This window comes from Tepidiphilus olei (genome assembly GCF_006980705.1).
Classification (GTDB): Bacteria; Pseudomonadota; Gammaproteobacteria; order Burkholderiales; family Rhodocyclaceae; genus Tepidiphilus; species Tepidiphilus olei.
The window spans coordinates 35,078-51,092 of record NZ_SBHO01000011.1; the positions used below are offsets into that span (position 1 = coordinate 35,078).

Here is a 16,015-nt window from a genome sequence, read left to right on the forward strand (position 1 = left end):
GACGGCGAAATTATACGCTTTTTGCGGCGCAACAAACACGGGGCACCGATGACCGCGTGGAAGGATCGGTGCCGCGTCGTGCGCTCGGGCTTACGCCTTGGCAGCCATCAGGCGCTTGTATTTTTCCAGCAGTTGCTCCTTGGTCTCGCGGTGGGCGGGGTCGGGGATGATGCAATCGACCGGGCAGACTTGCTGGCATTGGGGTTCGTCATAGTGGCCGACACATTCGGTGCATTTGTTCGGGTCGATGACGTAGATCTCGTCGCCCTGCGAGATCGCATCGTTGGGGCACTCCGGTTCGCACACGTCGCAGTTGATGCACTCTTCGGTGATGGTCAGAGCCATGGAAAAGCCTCCATAGGAAGAAAAAGTCAATCGGTTGGTGTGGTATTGCGGCGGGAGAGCCGGTCGGCAACCACGGGATGCACGAACCCGCGCACGTCGCCCCCCAGCCGGGCGATCTCGCGCACCATGGTCGCCGAGATGAACATGTACTCGTCCGCCGGCGTGAGGAACACCGTTTCGATGTCGGGGAAGAGCTTGCGGTTCATTCCGGCCATCTGGAATTCGTATTCGAAGTCGGAGACGGCGCGCAAACCCCGCAAGAGGATGCGTGCCCCGCGTTGGTGCATGAAATCGATCAGCAGGCCGTCGAAACCGACCACCTCGACGTTGGGAAAACGCTGCAGCACCTCCCGGGCGATCTCTACCCGCTCTTCGAGCCCGAAGAGGGGATTTTTATTGCGGCTGCGCGCCACGGCGATGACGATGTGATCGAAAATGCGACACGCCCGGCGCACGAGATCTTCGTGACCCCGAGTGAAAGGGTCGAAGGTGCCGGGATAGACGACGACCGATCGTTCGCTCATGCGTTGCGCTCCAGCAGGTGGTAATGTACTTGGCCCGCGCGGCCGCGTTTCACGGTGTGCCAGGCCCCGAGGGTTTCGATCTCTCGCTCGGATTCGAGATAGAGGGAACCGTCGGGGCGCACGAGCCGGTCGAGCCAGGGTTCGAGCCGTTCGGGCCAATGCGCGTGGTAGGGCGGGTCGAGAAAGAGGACGTCGACGGGCTCCGACCAGGTGCGCGCGCATTCTAACGCATTCGCCGTGATGACTTCCACCTCGTCGGCACGCAACGCCTTGCGGTTTTCTTCGAGCTGCCGGGCGAGGTGTCGGTCGCGCTCGACCAGGATGACGCGCGCTGCACCGCGCGAGGCGGCTTCGAATCCGAGCGCGCCGGTGCCTGCAAAGAGATCGAGGCAGGTCAGCCCCGTGAGATCCTGTCCCAGCCAGTTGAACAGCGTCTCGCGGACCCGATCCGGTGTCGGGCGCAGGCCGGGGCGATCGGGCACGATGAGCACGCGCGAGCGCCAGGCGCCGCCGATGAGGCGCAGCCGCGCCATCGCCTCAACGATCTCCGTCGCCGCCGACGCGCACCGTCACGAGGCGGGCCGGGTCGATGCGGCGACTGAAAGCGTCTTGCACCTGCTGCCCCGTCACGGCGCGCACCGCCTGCGGATAGCGTTCGAGCCAGTCGGTGGGGAGGTTGTAGTAGCCCATCATCGAGACGTAGCCGATGAGCTTGCGGTTGGAATCGAGTCTCAGGCCAAAACCGCGCGCGATGTTGTCCTGGGCGCGGCGTAGTTCTTCGTCCGTGGGGCCTTGTTCGCGGAAACGCGCGAGCGTTTCGCGCGCGAGCGCCAGGGCTTCCTCGGCCTGCTGGCCCCGGGTCTGCAACGCGATGACGAAAGGGCCGGCCTGGCGTCGCGGCTCGAGATAACTGCCTACGCTGTAAGCATAACCGCGTTTCTCACGGATCTCATCGACCAGGCGCGAGCTGAAACCGCCGCCGCCCAGTACGTGGTTGCCTACGAGCAAGGGAAAATAATCGGGGTCGTCGCGGGTCATCACGGCCAAGCCCAGACGCAGATGAGCCTGCTGCGCCGGATGAGCGATGCGCACGTCGTTCGCTTGCGTCGGCGCGACTGGCACCAGGGGCTCGGGTGTCTCGCCAGCGGGCAGTTTGGCCATGATGCGCTCGGCGAGCTGCTCGGCCTGGGCGCGGTCGAGGTCACCGACGATGGCCACGTGTGCCCGCGCACGCGTGTAGTGGGTGCGATGGAAGGCGACGAGGTCGTTGCGGCCGAGTCGGTCGAGGGACTCGGGCGTGGTGAGCCTGCCGTATGGGTGGTCGCGGTAGATGGCGGTGGTGAAAGCACGCTCGGCGAGGACATTGGGCCGGGTGAGCGCGTCTTTGAGGGCCGCTTTGGCGTTCGCCCGTTCGCGAACGAAGACGGCAGGGGAGAAAATCGCCTGGGTGAGCACTTCGGCTACCAGATCGGCGGCCGCGTCGCGCACTGAGGGCTCCGAGAGGCTACGCCAGGCGACGGTGGCGCGGTCTTCGTCGACCGAGCCGGAGAGGCTGACCGCCAGATCCGCGAAGGCTTCGCTCAAGCCTTGTTCATCGTGCACTCTGGTACTGGTATCGAGCAGACGCCGTGTGAGGGCAGCGAGCCCCTCCTTCCCCGCAGGGTCGCGGGCGGAACCGGCGTCGAACGAGATGACGACGTCGATGAGCGGCAAGTCGCGGTTGGCGACGAAATCGACGCGCACTCCGCTTGCGGTGGTGAAGCGCTCGATCGTCGGTAGCGCCAGGGCGAGCGGCGAGAACGCGGTGGCGACGAAAAAGAGCAACACGGCAAAAGCGCGGGTGCGGAGGGTGCGCTGGATCATCGGGACCTCCTCGGAGCAGGGTCAGTGCAGGGGCGCATGGGGATCGGTGGCAACGGGGCGGGGGGCGCGGCCATCGGGCAGCACGTCGACCCGGGTGAGCCCTTCTTCGGTGAACCAGGTTTGGGCCACGCGCTGCACGTCCTCGGCGGTGACGCGCTGAAGCGCTTCGGTGATGCGCGCGCTCGCATCCCAAGGGAGCCCCACGGCGCGCGCGAACCCGATCTCCATGGCTTGTCCCATGAGGGAATCCCGCTTATAGACCTGCTGCGCCACCGCTTGACGGATGACGCGCTGGAGTTCCTGCTCGGAAACGCCTTCTTTGGCGATGCGTTCCACTTCCTCGCGCAGTGCCTTTTCCAACTGATCGAGCGCGATACCCGGTCGGGCACTGGCCGACAGCGTAAAGAGGCCGGGGCCGCGGGCAATTCCGTCGTAATCGGCCGAAACCGCGATGGCCCGCGGTTGCTCCCGCACCAAGGCTTTCGTCAGACGTGCACCGTCGTAGCCGTCGAGCACGGCGGCGAGCACCATGAGGGCGTAAGGATCCCGGTCGGCCTCCAGATCGCGCAGCGGCGGGACTTTCCAGGCGAGTCTCATGCTGGAGAGTTCCGTCGGCCCTTGCACGACCGCATGGCGGCGCCCATGCTGCGGGGTCTCGTCGAGGAACGGTCGCTCGGGCACGGGACGGGCGCCGATCGCGCCATAGTGCCGTTGTGCCAAAGCGTAGACTTCGCCCGCGTTGACGTCGCCCACCACCACCAGCCGGGCATTGTTGGGTGCGTACCAGCTACGGTACCACTGTTGCACGTCTTCGAGTCTGAGCCGTTCGAGGTCGGTGGGCCAGCCGATGATGGGGTTGCGATAGGGATGTGACCAAAAAACGGTAGCCATTAGGGCTTCATGGCCGAGCGCTTCGGGTACGTCGTCGGTACGCAAGCGACGCTCTTCACGCACGACCTCGCGCTCCTTGACGAATTCATCGGGGTCGAAGACGAGATGCTCCATCCGGTCCGCCTCGAGCGCCATCACTTCGCCCAGCGCTTCGGGTGGAATCTGCTGGAAATAAGCGGTGTAGTCGCGGCTGGTGAATGCGTTGTCTCGCCCACCGAGCTCGGCTACACGCCGGCTGAATTCTCCCGGTCCCACCGAGGGGGTGCCTTTGAACATCATGTGTTCGAATACGTGGGCTACGCCCGTCTTGCCCGCCGGCTCATCGATGGCACCCACGTCGTACCACACCATGTGCACCACGGAGGGAGCCCGGTGGTCTTCGACGACGATGAGTTCCATCCCGTTGTCTAGGCGAAAGATTTTGGTCTCGGCGTTCGCTGTCGTGGCGACGAGCACGGCAATGCAAACGAACAGCACGGAGAAGAACGACCACGACCAGGGGAACGTCCGGCGGGCGGAGGGATCGAATCGCATCTGCTAGAATCCTTTTCACCCATTGGGTGAGCAAACGCTGAAGAAACCATTGTACCCATAATTTTTTGGCGATGTCCGGGATGAATTCCCGGAGGGTCGCGCCAAGGTGGCAGACAACTTCTATGTTCGGTTTGTTCAAACGCAAGAAAACGGAGCCGGCACCTGCAGTGACGTCGCCGCAGGAGACGGCCGAAGACGGCACCTCGGCCGAGGCAACCCTCGACGTCCCGGCGGACGGGCTCGGGCACGAAACGGCGGCCATGCCGACGCCCGGGCAGGTCGAGGGCGGGGCGAATCGTGCGCTACCGCAATCAGAGCCTTCGCGTACCGAGGCCGAAACGGCGGCTTTGCCCGATGAAGCACCGACCGAATCCGCTCCGCGCAAGCGTTCCTGGTCCGAACGCCTCAAGGCGGGGCTCGCGCGCACGCGGCAGAATCTCTCGGGGCTTTTCGGGCGGCGGCGCATCGACGAAGAGCTCCTCGAAGAGATCGAGACCACTTTGCTCCTCGCCGACTGCGGGGTGGAGGCCACGCAATGGCTGATGGATGCCCTTCGTCGGCGCATCAAGAAAGATGGCCTGACCGACGCCGAACAGCTGCGCGACGTGATGGCCGAGCTGCTTACCGAATTGCTGCTCCCTTTGCAGCAGCCGCTGCAGGTCGAGGCGCACCAGCCCTTCATCATCATGGTGACGGGGGTCAATGGTGCAGGCAAGACCACGTCCATCGGCAAACTCGCCAAGTATTTCCAGTCGCAAGGGAAAACCGTGCTGCTGGGGGCGGGGGACACGTTCCGTGCCGCCGCGCGCGAGCAGCTGGTAGTATGGGGTGAGCGCAACGGCGTACCGGTGATCGCGCAGGAACACGGCGACCCGGCGGCGGTGGCCTTCGACGCGGTACAGGCGGCCAAGGCACGGGGTGTAGACGTGGCCATCATCGACACGGCCGGGCGGCTTCCCACCCAGCTGCATCTGATGGAGGAGATCGCCAAGGTGCGCCGTGTCATCGCCAAGGCCGAGCCGGGCGCGCCGCACGAAGTGCTGCTCGTGCTCGATGCCAACATCGGCCAGAACGCCATCACCCAGGTCGAAGCCTTCGACAAGGCCGTCGGGCTCACCGGCCTCGTGCTCACCAAGCTCGACGGCACGGCCAAGGGGGGCGTGATCGCGGCGATCGCTCGGCGTTGCCCCAAGCCGGTGCGTTTCATCGGCGTGGGCGAAGGCATCGACGATCTTCGTCCCTTCTCGGCCCGTGAATTCGTGGAGGCACTGCTCGGGATCGAGCGATGATCCGTTGCGAGAAACTCGCCAAGATCTATCCCGGTCCGGTGGCGGCGCTCGTCGATCTCGACCTCACCATTCCGGCGGGGCAGTTCCTGCTCGTCTGCGGCCATTCGGGGGCGGGCAAGACCACACTCTTTCGCCTCATCGCCGGGCTGGAGACGCCGACCCACGGTAGCGTCTCGGTCAATGAGCACGACGTGGCGCGCCTGGGGCGAGGCGGTTTGCCCTATTACCGGCGCCGCTTCGGCCTGGTGCTCTCCGATGCGCCGCTCTTGCCGCAGCGCACGGTGGCCGAGAACGTGGCGCTGCCGCTTTTGATCGCCGGGGTGCCGCGCCGACAGGCGTTCGAACGCGTGGCGCTGGCGCTGGAGCGCGTCGGGCTCGCCGGCCGGGCGCACGAGCTGCCGCCCACGCTCTCGGGCGGGGAGCAGCAGCGGGCGGCGATCGCCCGCGCCGTGGTGCATCGGCCTTCGGTGGTCATCGCCGACGAACCCACCGCCCAGCTCGACCGCGACAACGCCGAGGAAGTGGTGCGGTTGTTGCGTGCCTTCCACGCGGCGGGGGTGACGATGATCATCGCCACGCACGACGAAGCGCTCTTTGCCAGCGTGGCGCAACGGCGCATCGTGCTCGCGAACGGCCGCCTGGTGGAGGATACGTGGTGAAACGGGGTTGGTGGGAAGGACAAACAGAAGCGCTGGGACGCGCCCTCACCCTCTTGGGCAGAGCGCCCCTGGTGACGGCGGTCGTCACGCTGGTGCTCGCCACGGCGCTCGCGTTGCCGGCGACGATGGCCTGGATCGGGGCTGGCGTGACCCAGTGGTTCGGGGGGCAGGGAACGGAGCCGCAGATCACGGTTTTTTTCCAACAGACGATCGATCGGGAGGAAGCGCTCGCGATAGTGCAGCGCTGGCGCGAGGACGAGGTGGTGGCGCGCGTCGTTTTCGTGCCGCGCGAGGCGGCACTCGCGCGGCTGCTGCAGACCGATCTGGGCGAAGCGATCGAGACCCTGCCCGACAATCCCTTGCCCGACGCCATGACGGTGGTGCCTCGACGCTTTGCTCCGCAGGACGTGGCCCAGCTTCAGCAGCGGCTCGCCGCCGAGGCGGGCATCGAGACGGTCCAGGTGGACACGGCCTGGGTGGAGCGGGTGCATGGACTGGCGCGCGCCGGCACGATGGTGGCGGCAGCGCTCGCGGCCTGGTTCGCCCTGGGAATGCTGGCGCAGACCTATCTGGCGATCCGGCTGCAGCTCGTCGCTGCGGCGCAGGAGATCTCCGTGCTGCGTGCCCTGGGCGCCACCGACGGCTACATCGGTCGGCCGTTTCGCTGGTTTGGCTGGTTGCAGGGCTTACTCGCCGGCTGTGTCGGTGCCGCGCTCTGGGGCGGGCTCGTCGCCTGGCTCACACCGCCGTTCGACGAACTCGCCCGGCTCTACGGCTTGGGAGGATTCTTGCCGTTTCCAGCATGGATGGCTGTGTTGGTGCTCGTCACTGCCGGCGCAGTACTGGGGGTGCTCGGCGCCGAGATCTCGTTACGGCAGTTCTTCCGGGCGTCGACCTAGGAGGTCGCTGGCGCCCGCATCCATGTAACAAGGAGCATGACATGAGCCGTCTGTTTTCCTCGTTCCGTTTGGGCGCGCTGGAGTTGCCCAACCGCATCGTGATCGCGCCCATGTGCCAGTATTCGGCGCAGGAGGGGCATCCCGGTGATTGGCACTGTCTGCATTGGGGATCAATGGCGCTCTCGGGTGCGGGCATGTTCATCGTCGAGGCGACCGCCGTCACGCCCGAAGGGCGCATCACGCCGGGTTGTCTGGGACTGTGGTCGGATGCGCACGCCGAGTCGCTCGCCCGTGCGTTGGCACCCGTGCGTCGTCAAGGGGTGATACCGCTTGCCATCCAGCTATCCCATGCGGGGCGCAAGGCATCGAGCCGGGTGCCGTGGGAGGGAGGCGCCCAGATTCCGGTGGAGGAGGGCGGTTGGCTCGCGCTCGCCCCTTCGCCCTTGCCGCACGCTCCGGGCGAGCTGCCGCCGCAGGAACTCGATGCAGCCGGTCTTGCCCGTATCCGTGAAGCCTTCGTGGCCGCCGCCCGCCGTGCCGTCGACTGCGGCCTGCAGGCGATCGAGCTGCACATGGCGCACGGCTATCTGCTGCACGAGTTTCTCTCGCCGTTATCGAACCAGCGTACCGACGCGTATGGCGGCTCGCTGGAGAACCGCATGCGTTTCCCGCTGGAGGTGTTCCGCGCCGTGCGTGAAGCGCTGCCGGAACGCATCCCGGTGGGCGTGCGCATCTCTGCCACCGACTGGGTCGAAGGCGGTTGGGATCTCGAGCAGAGTATCGCGCTCGCACAGGCGCTCGAACCCTCGGGCTGCGCTTATATCCACGTCTCGAGCGGCGGTCTCTCGCCCCTGCAGAAAATTCCGGTGGCTCCGGGCTATCAGGTGCCATTCGCCGAAGCGGTGCGGCGCGCCGTGAAGCACATGCCCGTGATCGCCGTGGGGCTCATCACCGAGCCCCAGCAAGCCGAGGTCATTCTTGCCGAAGAAAAAGCCGATTTGGTGGCGCTCGCCCGCATGATGGTGTGGGATCCGCGCTGGCCGTGGCACGCCGCCGCCGCGCTCGGTGCCACCGTCAAAGCCCCGCCGCAATACTGGCGTTGCCAGCCGCAGCAGCATCGCGGCGTGTTCGGCGACGTGAAGATCGGCCAGCGCTGAGGGCGTCGGTACCGCCGGGCTGCAGAAGCGCCAGCCCGGCAGAGGAATCAAGGAGGAAAAGTGGTGGATGAGTCGCTCGACATCACCCCGCTGGAGCGCGCCGTGGCCCGGCTGGAAGAGGGTTGGAGGCGATATCTGCAAGACCCTGAGGACTTGCAGATTCGCGACGGGCTGATCCAGCGATTCGAGTTCACCTACGAACTCGCGCACAAGATGCTCAAGCGCTTTCTTCGGCTCACGTCTCCTACGCCTCAGCAATACGACGAGATGCCCTTTCAGGACTTGATCCGCGCCGGCAACGAGCGTGGACTCCTGCGGGGAGAATGGCCCGACTGGCGGCGTTACCGCGAGATGCGCGCCAAGACCAGTCATGCGTACGACGAGAACGTCGCCCTCGAAATGGTTCGTGGCATCCCCGAATTTCTCGAGGAAGTACGCCATCTGCGCGACCGGCTGCGGGAGCGTCTGTCATGAGCGGGAGCGTCCCGCCGCTCGACATCCGCCCGGAGCATTGGCGGATCGTGCGGGACATCCTGCAGCGCCACCTTCCGGGCGTCGAAGTCTGGGCGTTCGGCTCACGCGCCAAGGGAACGGCGAGGAAGTATTCCGACCTGGATCTCGCCGTGATCACCGACCGACCCTTGCCGCTCGATCTCGAGGCCCGGTTGCGTGAAGCCTTTTCCGAGTCCGATTTGCCCTATCGCGTGGACGTGATCGACTGGGCGAGCATCGACGAGGCGTTTCGCCGCATCATCGAGCGAGAACGGGTGGTGGTGCAAGAGGGGGGCGGGAGGCGTTTCGAGCCGAAAACGGCTTTGGGGTGATGGTGGTGAAGGGCGGAGTCGAACCGCCGACCTACGGGTTATGAATCCGTCGCTCTAACCATCTGAGCTACTTCACCATCGAGTCTGGTAATATACCGGTTTTCCCTTTCGGGTGTCAAGGGTCCATAGGCAAATGAAGAAAGTCTACATCCGCACGTTCGGATGCCAGATGAACGAGTACGACACGACCAAGATGTTCGACGTGCTCGCGGCGCGCTACGGCGCCGAACCCACCGACGATCCGCTCGAAGCCGACGTCATCCTCTTCAACACCTGCTCCGTGCGCGAGAAAGCGCAGGAGAAGGTCTTCCACGACCTGGGGCGGGTCAAGGAGCTCAAGCGACGCAACCCCGATCTCGTGATCGGCGTGGGGGGCTGTGTGGCGAGCCAGGAAGGTGAGGCCATCGTGCGCCGCGCCCCTTACGTCGATGTCGTCTTCGGGCCGCAGACCTTGCACCGGCTGCCGGAGCTGATCGAAGCGCGGCGGCGGCAGGATCGGCCGCAAGTCGATATCTCCTTTCCCGAGATCGAGAAGTTCGATGCGCTGCCCGAGCCGCGCGTCGAAGGGGCGAGCGCCTTCGTTTCCATCATGGAAGGCTGCTCCAAGTACTGCTCTTTCTGCATCGTTCCCTATACGCGGGGCGAAGAGATTTCCCGTCCGCTCGAAGACGTGCTCGTCGAGGTGGCCCAGCTCGCCGAACAGGGAGTCAAAGAAGTGACGCTGCTGGGGCAGAACGTCAACGCTTGGCGCGGGCGGCTGTCGCGCGACGGGGAGGAAGTAGGCGACTTCGCCTTTCTGCTGGAGTGCGTGGCCGAGATCCCCGGCATCGAGCGCATCCGCTACACGACCTCGCACCCGCGTGAGATGACGTCGCGCCTGATCGCCGCCTACGAGAAAATTCCCAAGCTCGTCAGCCACCTGCACCTGCCGGTGCAGTCCGGTTCCGACCGGGTGCTCGCAGCGATGAAACGCGGCTATACCGTGCTCGAATACAAGTCCATCGTGCGGCGGCTGCGGGCGGTGCGCCCCGACCTGTCGCTGTCGTCCGATTTCATCGTCGGTTTTCCCGGCGAGACCGAAGCCGACTTCGAAAAGACGCTGCGTCTCGTCGAGGAGCTGCAGTTCGACCATTCCTTCAGTTTCGTCTATAGCGCCCGCCCCGGTACGCCGGCGGCCGAACTTCCCGACCCGGTGCCGCAGGAGACCAAGCTCGCCTGGCTCGCCCGGCTGCAGGCGCAACTCGAGGCACAGGAGCGCGCCTTCAGCGAGGCCATGGTGGGGCGCATCGAACGGGTGCTGGTCACGGGGCCTTCGAAGAAAGACCCGGCCTGGCTCGCCGGCCGTACCGAGAACAACCGCGTGGTCAATTTTCGCGGCGAATCCCGCCTGGTGGGGCACTTCGTCGACGTGAAGATCACCGAGGCGCTGCCGCACAGCCTGCGGGGGGAGGTGCTCGTCCGTGCGTCCTGAGAGGCAGTACCTGGAGTGGGACATCGAGCCGCTCGACAACGCGCGGCTCGCGAATCTGTGCGGAGTGCTCGACGAGAACCTGCGCCAGATCGAATCGGCATTCGACGTGACGATCGCGCGGCGTAGCGGCCATTTCACCCTCGCGGGGGCGCCGGCGCAGACGAGGCTCGCGCTCGACGTCCTGCAGCGCTTGTGGGCTCGCGCCGGACAGGAACTCTCGCTCGACGACGTCCAGCTCGGCGTGATCGAGCGCCTGAGCGACGCCAACGAGGCATCGGCCGAGGAAGGCGCGGTGCCGCGGCTGCGCACGCGCAAGGGGGCGATCGGCGGGCGCACGCCGCGTCAGGTGGCCTATCTGCGCGCGATCCAGTCGCACGACATCACCTTCGGCATCGGCCCGGCCGGCACCGGCAAGACCTATCTCGCGGTGGCGGCGGCCGTCGATGCCTTCGAGCGCGAACAGATCGAGCGCATCGTGCTCACGCGCCCGGCGGTGGAGGCCGGCGAGCGGCTCGGTTTCCTGCCCGGCGATCTGGCCCAGAAGGTAGATCCGTACCTTCGCCCGCTCTACGACGCGCTCTACGACCTCTTCGGTTTCGAGCGCGTAGGCAAGCTCTTCGAACGCGGCGCGATCGAGATCGCACCGCTCGCCTTCATGCGCGGGCGTACGCTCAATCACGCCTTCATCATTCTGGACGAGGCGCAGAACACCACGCCCGAGCAGATGAAGATGTTCCTGACGCGCATCGGCATCGGCTCCAAGGCGGTCATCACGGGCGATCTCACCCAGATCGACCTGCCTCGTGGCACGAAGAGCGGTCTTGCGCAGGCGCGTGAGGTACTCGCCGAGGTACGCGGCATCGCGTTTACCCAGTTTCTCAAGGAAGACGTGGTGCGTCACCCCTTGGTGGCGCGCATCGTCGAGGCCTATGACCGTCACGGCAGCGAAGGAGGGGAGCGGTGAAGCGTCTGCGCCTGAGCTATCAGCGGGTCTGCTCCGCCGAAGTCCCGCCGCGCGCCGCAGTGCTGCGCTGGGCGCGTGCCGCCCTGCAGAAGGGCGAGGCGCAGGTGGCGGTGCGTTTCGTCGATGCCGAGGAAGGGCGCGAGTTGAACCAGCGTTTCCGCGGCAAGGATTACGCCACCAACGTGCTTTCTTTCGTCTATGATGTGCCGGAAGAAGCCGGATTGATGGGAGATCTGGTGCTGTGCGCGCCCGTGGTAGAGCGTGAGGCCGCGGAGCAGGGCAAGCCGCTGGCGGCGCACTACGCGCACCTCATCGTGCATGGTATGCTGCACCTGCAAGGATATGATCACGAGGACGAGGCGCAGGCGGCCGAGATGGAGGCGCTTGAGCGCGACGTGCTCGGGCGGCTCGGTTTCCCCGACCCCTATGTCGACGAGGAGCGATGAAAGACGACGACGAACCTTCCCATCGTAGTTGGTGGGATCGACTGACGGCGTTCTGGTCGCGCGAACCCGAAACGCGCGAGGAATTGCTGGAAGTGCTGCACTCGGCCTGCGAGCGCAACCTTTTCGATGCCGAGGCCCTCTCCATCATCGAAGGCGCCTTGGCCATCTCGGAGCTGCGTGTGCGCGACGTGATGGTGCCGCGCAGCCAAATGGACGTGATTCGCATCGACGATCCGATCGAAGAGATCGCCCGTTTCGTGGCCGAGACCAATCATTCGCGTTTCCCGGCGATCGGCGAGAGCAAGGACGACGTCGTTGGCATTTTTCTCGCCAAGGATCTGATCCGCCATTTCGCCGGTTTTCCCTTCGATCTGCGCGACAGCCTGCGTCCGGCCGTGTTCGTGCCCGAATCCAAACGGCTGGATCTCTTGCTGCGCGAGTTTCGCCGCCGCCGCAACCACATGGCCATCGTCGCCGACGAATACGGCGGAGTGAGCGGCCTGGTGACGATCGAGGACGTGCTCGAGCAGATCGTCGGCGACATCGAGGACGAATACGACTTCGACGAGCCGGAAGACGCCATCCGGCTGGAAGCGGACGGCAGCTATCGCGTCAAGGCGACGATGGAACTCATCGACTTCAACGAGGCGTTCGGGACAGAGTTCTCCGACGAAGAGGGCGACACCATCGGTGGACTCGTGATCCATCGGCTCGGGCGCCTGCCGCAGCGCGGTGAATGCGTCGACATCGACGGTTGGACCTTCGAGGTGCTGCGCGCCGACAGCCGCCGGTTGCACTGGCTGCGGGTGCGGCCACCGACCAGGGCAGGCGGAGCGACGGAATCGGAGTGAGGGTGAGCGTGACCGCCTGGTTGCCGCGCCTCATCCTGCGTGGCCGCGCATTGCCGTCTTGGGCGGTGGCGTGTCTGATCGCTGCTGCTGGCGCGAGCGCCCCGTGGGCTTTTGCCCCAACCGGGGCGTACTGGTGGCTACCCCTTGCGCTCCTTCCCCTCTTGTTCGCGTTGAAACAAGCGAATCCACGGCAAGCCTTGGTCGCGGCCTTTCTCTGGGCCTGGCCCTATTTCCTCGTGGGGGTGGGGTGGTTGTCGGTGGCGCTCGCGCGCTACGGCGGCCTTCCTTGGCCGGCGGCCTGGGCGGCGGTGGCGCTCTTCGCCGTCTATCTTGCCGCCTGGTGGGCGCTGGCTGCGGGGCTTGCCGTGCGCTGGTCTCCGGCAGGAAGCGCTTTTCGCCGGGCGGTCTTCACGGCGGCGGTTTTCACGGCAGCCGAATGGGTTCGCGGCTGGGCCTTCACGGGCTTTCCCTGGCTCAGCCCCGGTCTGAGTCAGACGCCGCCCAGCCCTCTGGCGGGATTCTATCCGCTCGTCGGATCGCTGGGGGTGGGGTTTCTTCTCTTCGCGCTTGCCGGGATGATCGCGTTTGGCATGCCTTGGCGACGCTGGTTGCCAGTCGTGCTGCTCGTGGCCGCGCTCGGCGGGGTATTGCGCAGCGTGGAATGGACCCGACCGGTAGGTGCCCCACTCGCGGTGAGCCTGATCCAACCCGCGATTCCCCAGGATCAGAAATGGGACGGGGCGCTGCTGGGACGTCACCTCTGGCGCCAGGCCGAGCTGATCGCGCAGACGCGCGGCACACTGGTGGTATTACCGGAGACTTCCTTGCCGCTGCTCGACGTGCAGATCCCCAACGAGTGGCACGGCCTCGTGGCGCAGGCCTTGGGCGAGGATCGCACCGTGCTCTATGGCACCTTCACGCGCGACGAGGCAGGAGTCATTCGCAATTCGGCGGTGGCACAGGGCAAGGCTGCGCCTTTTTCCTATCACAAGCGTCACCTCGTTCCATTCGGTGAGTATTCACCGCCGCTCTTCGGCTGGTTTTTCCGCGCCTTGTCGATTCCGATGTCGAACCAAGGACCGGGGGCTCCTCTTCAGCCTTTCTTGCACGTGGGCGAGACGGCTGCCGCCGTCGACATCTGCTACGAGAGCGCGTTTGCCGACCTCATCGCCGGCGACGTGCGCGCCGGTGCCACGTGGCTCCTCAATCTCTCCAACCTCGCGTGGTACGACCGCAGCGCGGCACAGGCTCAACATGCGCAGATCGGCAGGGTGCGCGCGCTGGAAACCGCTCGCCCGTGGGTACAAGCGACCAACACCGGCGTGAGCGGGGGGTTCGACGCCGACGGGCGAGTGCTGGCGGTTTTGCCCGAATGGCGTGAGTCGATCCTGGAATTGACGGTGCAAGGAAGGCACGGCGAGACGCCCTTCGTGCGTTTCTACGGTGAGATGGGGACGATGGCGCTGCTGGTGCTTCTCACCGTTGCACTTCGCGGGAAGAACCTCCTCGGCTCGAGGAGGTAACCGAGGCAGGTATCGCGCAGCAGCTCGATACATGGCTCGGTGTTCTGCAGACATGAAAAAACCGGCTGCGAGAGCCGGTTTTTGGCGATGGTTGCGGGGGCAGGATTTGAACCTGCGACCTCCGGGTTATGAGCCCGACGAGCTACCGGACTGCTCTACCCCGCGATCGATAAAGCGAATTATACCCGGTCCATGATGGAAGTCAAGCGATCGTTGCATTGCTGTAGCGAACAAATAAACTGTCCGGACTTGTAGCACGAGGTTTGTCCGGTTTTCATTAGGTATGGAAGGAGGTGCCTAATGAGACGGACGCAGTTGCTACAGGAGATACGGAAGATGCGGTTTGAGGAAGCGTACGAGGGCTGGCAGTCGGGTCGGCTGACGCAGGAAGAGGCGGCAAGGCTCCTGGGGGTGTGTGATCGGACATTTCGGCGCTACATTGCCCGCTATGAAGAGGAGGGGTTGGAGGGCTTGGTTGATCGGCGTCTGACGCAGGTCTCGCACCGCAAGGCGCCGGTCGATGAAGTGATGGCGCTGGTGGATCGCTACCGTAGTCGGCATATGGGCTGGAACGTCAAGCACTTTCACGCCTGGTACCAGCGCGAGGGCGGCAAGCGCAGCTACACCTGGGTGAAGAACCGGTTGCAGGAGGCCGGGGTGGTCGAGAAGGCCCCGGGCCGGGGCAAGCACCGCAAGCGGCGGGAACGCGCCGCCTGGCCGGGGATGCTGTTGCATCAGGACGGCTCGCGGCACGAATGGATGCCCGGGCAGTATTGGGATTTGATCGTCACCATGGATGATGCTACCAACGAGCACTACTCGATGTTCTTCGTCGAGGAAGAAGGGACGGCCTCGTCATTGCGCGGCGTCAAGGAAGTGATCGAAGCGCGCGGCTTGTTCTCTGCGCTCTACACCGATCGGGGCAGCCACTACTGGCACACGCCGCAGGCGGGTGGCAAGGTGGACAAGGTCCATCTCACCCAGTTTGGGCAGGCCATGGCGCGGCTGGGTATCGAGATGATTCCGGCCTATTCTCCGGAAGCGCGAGGGCGCTCGGAGCGGATGTTTCGCACGCATCAGGACCGGCTGCCCAAGGAGCTGGCCGCGGCCGGGATCACCGAGATGGAGGCGGCCAATCGCTACCTCAAGGAAGTCTATATGCCCGCGTTCAACGCCGAGTTCATGCAGCCGGCCCAGGAGGAAGGATCGGCCTTCGTGGCCTGGGTCGGCGATGAGCTCGACGACTTCCTGTGAGAGCACTACGAGCGGGTGGTGGGCAAGGACAATTGTGTCGCGTTCGAGGGGCTGAAGTTGCAAATCCCGCCGGATCGCTATCGCATGCACTACGTGAAGGTCAAGGTGCGGGTGCATCGCTACCTGGACGGGCGGCTGGCGATCTTCCATGGCCCGCGAAGGCTCGCGCGCTACACGGCGGACGGTCAGCTGCAACCCCCCGAACTACAGGTTGTCGCGTAGGTCCGCCGCGGCGTCTTCCGGGGTGGGAAGGCGTTCCGGGCTACGCCCTTCACGCCTTCCCACCCCGGCTCGGAAAAGCGGACAGTTTATGTGCTACGAAACCGGACAGTTCTATTTGTTGACAACAGCGATCGTTGCATTGCAAAACGGCTAGTCCGTCATTCTGGTCGGTCCGTTCCGGCTAACGGTCATTGCGACTGGCGCCACCCCCGATGATGAAAGAAACTACGGGGTGGAAGGCAGCGGGAAGAGGTCGCGCAATTTTTTGGCGGATCGACCCCGCACGCTAACGTGACCCG

At 65.2% G+C, this 16,015-nt stretch carries 18 protein-coding genes and 2 tRNA genes; 13 read left to right on the plus strand and 7 right to left on the minus strand.

Annotated elements, in window-relative coordinates; all coding sequences use genetic code 11:
- Positions 1-90 precede the first annotated feature (90 nt).
- From EPD80_RS10445 to EPD80_RS10465, 5 genes are read right to left on the minus strand one after another with little or no spacing between them, the layout of a single operon-like run.
- Positions 91-345 (minus strand): YfhL family 4Fe-4S dicluster ferredoxin, encoded by a 255-nt coding sequence (locus tag EPD80_RS10445; RefSeq protein WP_142811620.1) that lies wholly within the window; start codon positions 343-345, stop codon positions 91-93.
- A 26-nt stretch (positions 346-371) separates the two neighbouring features.
- Complete coding sequence (coaD, locus tag EPD80_RS10450) at positions 372-869, minus strand: pantetheine-phosphate adenylyltransferase (protein ID WP_142811622.1); 498 nt, start codon at positions 867-869, stop codon at positions 372-374.
- Positions 866-1,402 (minus strand): 16S rRNA (guanine(966)-N(2))-methyltransferase RsmD, encoded by a 537-nt coding sequence (gene rsmD / locus EPD80_RS10455; RefSeq protein ID WP_142804581.1) that lies wholly within the window; start codon positions 1,400-1,402, stop codon positions 866-868. Before rsmD ends, coaD begins: the two co-directional genes overlap by 4 nt.
- 4 nt (positions 1,403-1,406) lie before the next feature.
- Positions 1,407-2,732: a M16 family metallopeptidase gene (locus EPD80_RS10460; protein WP_142811623.1), complete on the minus strand. Its 1,326-nt coding sequence runs from the start codon at positions 2,730-2,732 to the stop codon at positions 1,407-1,409.
- 21 nt (positions 2,733-2,753) lie between these two features.
- The gene (locus EPD80_RS10465; RefSeq protein ID WP_142804583.1) at positions 2,754-4,157 is read right to left on the minus strand and encodes a M16 family metallopeptidase; all 1,404 of its coding nucleotides are present in this window, start codon (positions 4,155-4,157) and stop codon (positions 2,754-2,756) included.
- Between the two features lie 122 nt (positions 4,158-4,279).
- Between EPD80_RS10465 and ftsY the strand changes: the two genes are divergently transcribed.
- The 6 genes from ftsY (at position 4,280) to EPD80_RS10495 (ending at position 8,985) form a co-directional block, all read left to right on the plus strand.
- Positions 4,280-5,446: a signal recognition particle-docking protein FtsY gene (gene ftsY, locus EPD80_RS10470; RefSeq protein WP_142811625.1), complete on the plus strand. Its 1,167-nt coding sequence runs from the start codon at positions 4,280-4,282 to the stop codon at positions 5,444-5,446.
- Complete coding sequence (locus tag EPD80_RS10475; RefSeq protein WP_142804585.1) at positions 5,443-6,105, plus strand: cell division ATP-binding protein FtsE; 663 nt, start codon at positions 5,443-5,445, stop codon at positions 6,103-6,105. The genes ftsY and EPD80_RS10475 overlap by 4 nt, the downstream gene beginning before the upstream one ends.
- Complete coding sequence (locus EPD80_RS10480) at positions 6,102-7,004, plus strand: cell division protein FtsX (RefSeq protein ID WP_142811627.1); 903 nt, start codon at positions 6,102-6,104, stop codon at positions 7,002-7,004. Before EPD80_RS10475 ends, EPD80_RS10480 begins: the two co-directional genes overlap by 4 nt.
- Before the next feature lie 41 nt (positions 7,005-7,045).
- On the plus strand, positions 7,046-8,161 hold the full coding sequence (locus EPD80_RS10485; protein WP_142811629.1) for an NADH:flavin oxidoreductase/NADH oxidase: 1,116 nt from the start codon (positions 7,046-7,048) through the stop codon (positions 8,159-8,161).
- Positions 8,162-8,224: 63 nt separating this feature from the next.
- Positions 8,225-8,635, plus strand: coding sequence for a nucleotidyltransferase substrate binding protein (locus tag EPD80_RS10490; protein WP_142811631.1), 411 nt, complete (start codon positions 8,225-8,227; stop codon positions 8,633-8,635).
- Entirely contained in the window at positions 8,632-8,985 is a 354-nt protein-coding gene (locus EPD80_RS10495; protein WP_142811633.1) for a nucleotidyltransferase family protein, read from the plus strand. The genes EPD80_RS10490 and EPD80_RS10495 overlap by 4 nt, the downstream gene beginning before the upstream one ends.
- On the opposite strand, the gene EPD80_RS10500 is transcribed toward EPD80_RS10495, so the two are convergent.
- A tRNA-Met gene (locus tag EPD80_RS10500) sits at positions 8,986-9,062 on the minus strand. It abuts the gene before it with no gap.
- Between the two features lie 56 nt (positions 9,063-9,118).
- On the opposite strand from EPD80_RS10500, the gene miaB reads away from it, so the two are divergent.
- Genes miaB through lnt form a run of 5 tightly spaced genes read left to right on the plus strand, consistent with a single transcriptional unit; the run spans position 9,119 to position 14,240 of the window.
- Complete coding sequence (gene miaB, locus EPD80_RS10505; RefSeq protein ID WP_028874711.1) at positions 9,119-10,456, plus strand: tRNA (N6-isopentenyl adenosine(37)-C2)-methylthiotransferase MiaB; 1,338 nt, start codon at positions 9,119-9,121, stop codon at positions 10,454-10,456.
- The gene (locus EPD80_RS10510) at positions 10,446-11,420 is read left to right on the plus strand and encodes a PhoH family protein (RefSeq protein WP_221928964.1); all 975 of its coding nucleotides are present in this window, start codon (positions 10,446-10,448) and stop codon (positions 11,418-11,420) included. Before miaB ends, EPD80_RS10510 begins: the two co-directional genes overlap by 11 nt.
- Positions 11,417-11,866, plus strand: coding sequence for an rRNA maturation RNase YbeY (gene ybeY / locus EPD80_RS10515; RefSeq protein WP_142811635.1), 450 nt, complete (start codon positions 11,417-11,419; stop codon positions 11,864-11,866). The genes EPD80_RS10510 and ybeY overlap by 4 nt, the downstream gene beginning before the upstream one ends.
- Positions 11,863-12,717 carry an HlyC/CorC family transporter gene (locus EPD80_RS10520; protein ID WP_142811637.1) on the plus strand — a complete coding sequence of 285 codons (855 nt, stop codon included), beginning with the start codon at positions 11,863-11,865 and terminating at the stop codon, positions 12,715-12,717. The genes ybeY and EPD80_RS10520 overlap by 4 nt, the downstream gene beginning before the upstream one ends.
- A 2-nt stretch (positions 12,718-12,719) precedes the next feature.
- Positions 12,720-14,240, plus strand: a complete 1,521-nt coding sequence (gene lnt, locus EPD80_RS10525; RefSeq protein ID WP_185957766.1) for an apolipoprotein N-acyltransferase — start codon at positions 12,720-12,722, stop codon at positions 14,238-14,240.
- An 88-nt stretch (positions 14,241-14,328) separates the two neighbouring features.
- Here lnt and EPD80_RS10530 read toward each other — a convergent pair.
- A tRNA-Met gene (locus tag EPD80_RS10530) sits at positions 14,329-14,405 on the minus strand.
- A 171-nt stretch (positions 14,406-14,576) separates the two neighbouring features.
- Between EPD80_RS10530 and EPD80_RS10535 the strand changes: the two genes are divergently transcribed.
- Positions 14,577-15,494 carry an ISNCY family transposase gene (locus EPD80_RS10535; protein WP_221928965.1) on the plus strand — a complete coding sequence of 306 codons (918 nt, stop codon included), beginning with the start codon at positions 14,577-14,579 and terminating at the stop codon, positions 15,492-15,494.
- 18 nt (positions 15,495-15,512) lie between these two features.
- Positions 15,513-15,716, plus strand: a complete 204-nt coding sequence (locus tag EPD80_RS11400) for a hypothetical protein (protein WP_221928966.1) — start codon at positions 15,513-15,515, stop codon at positions 15,714-15,716.
- Positions 15,717-16,015 lie beyond the last annotated feature (299 nt).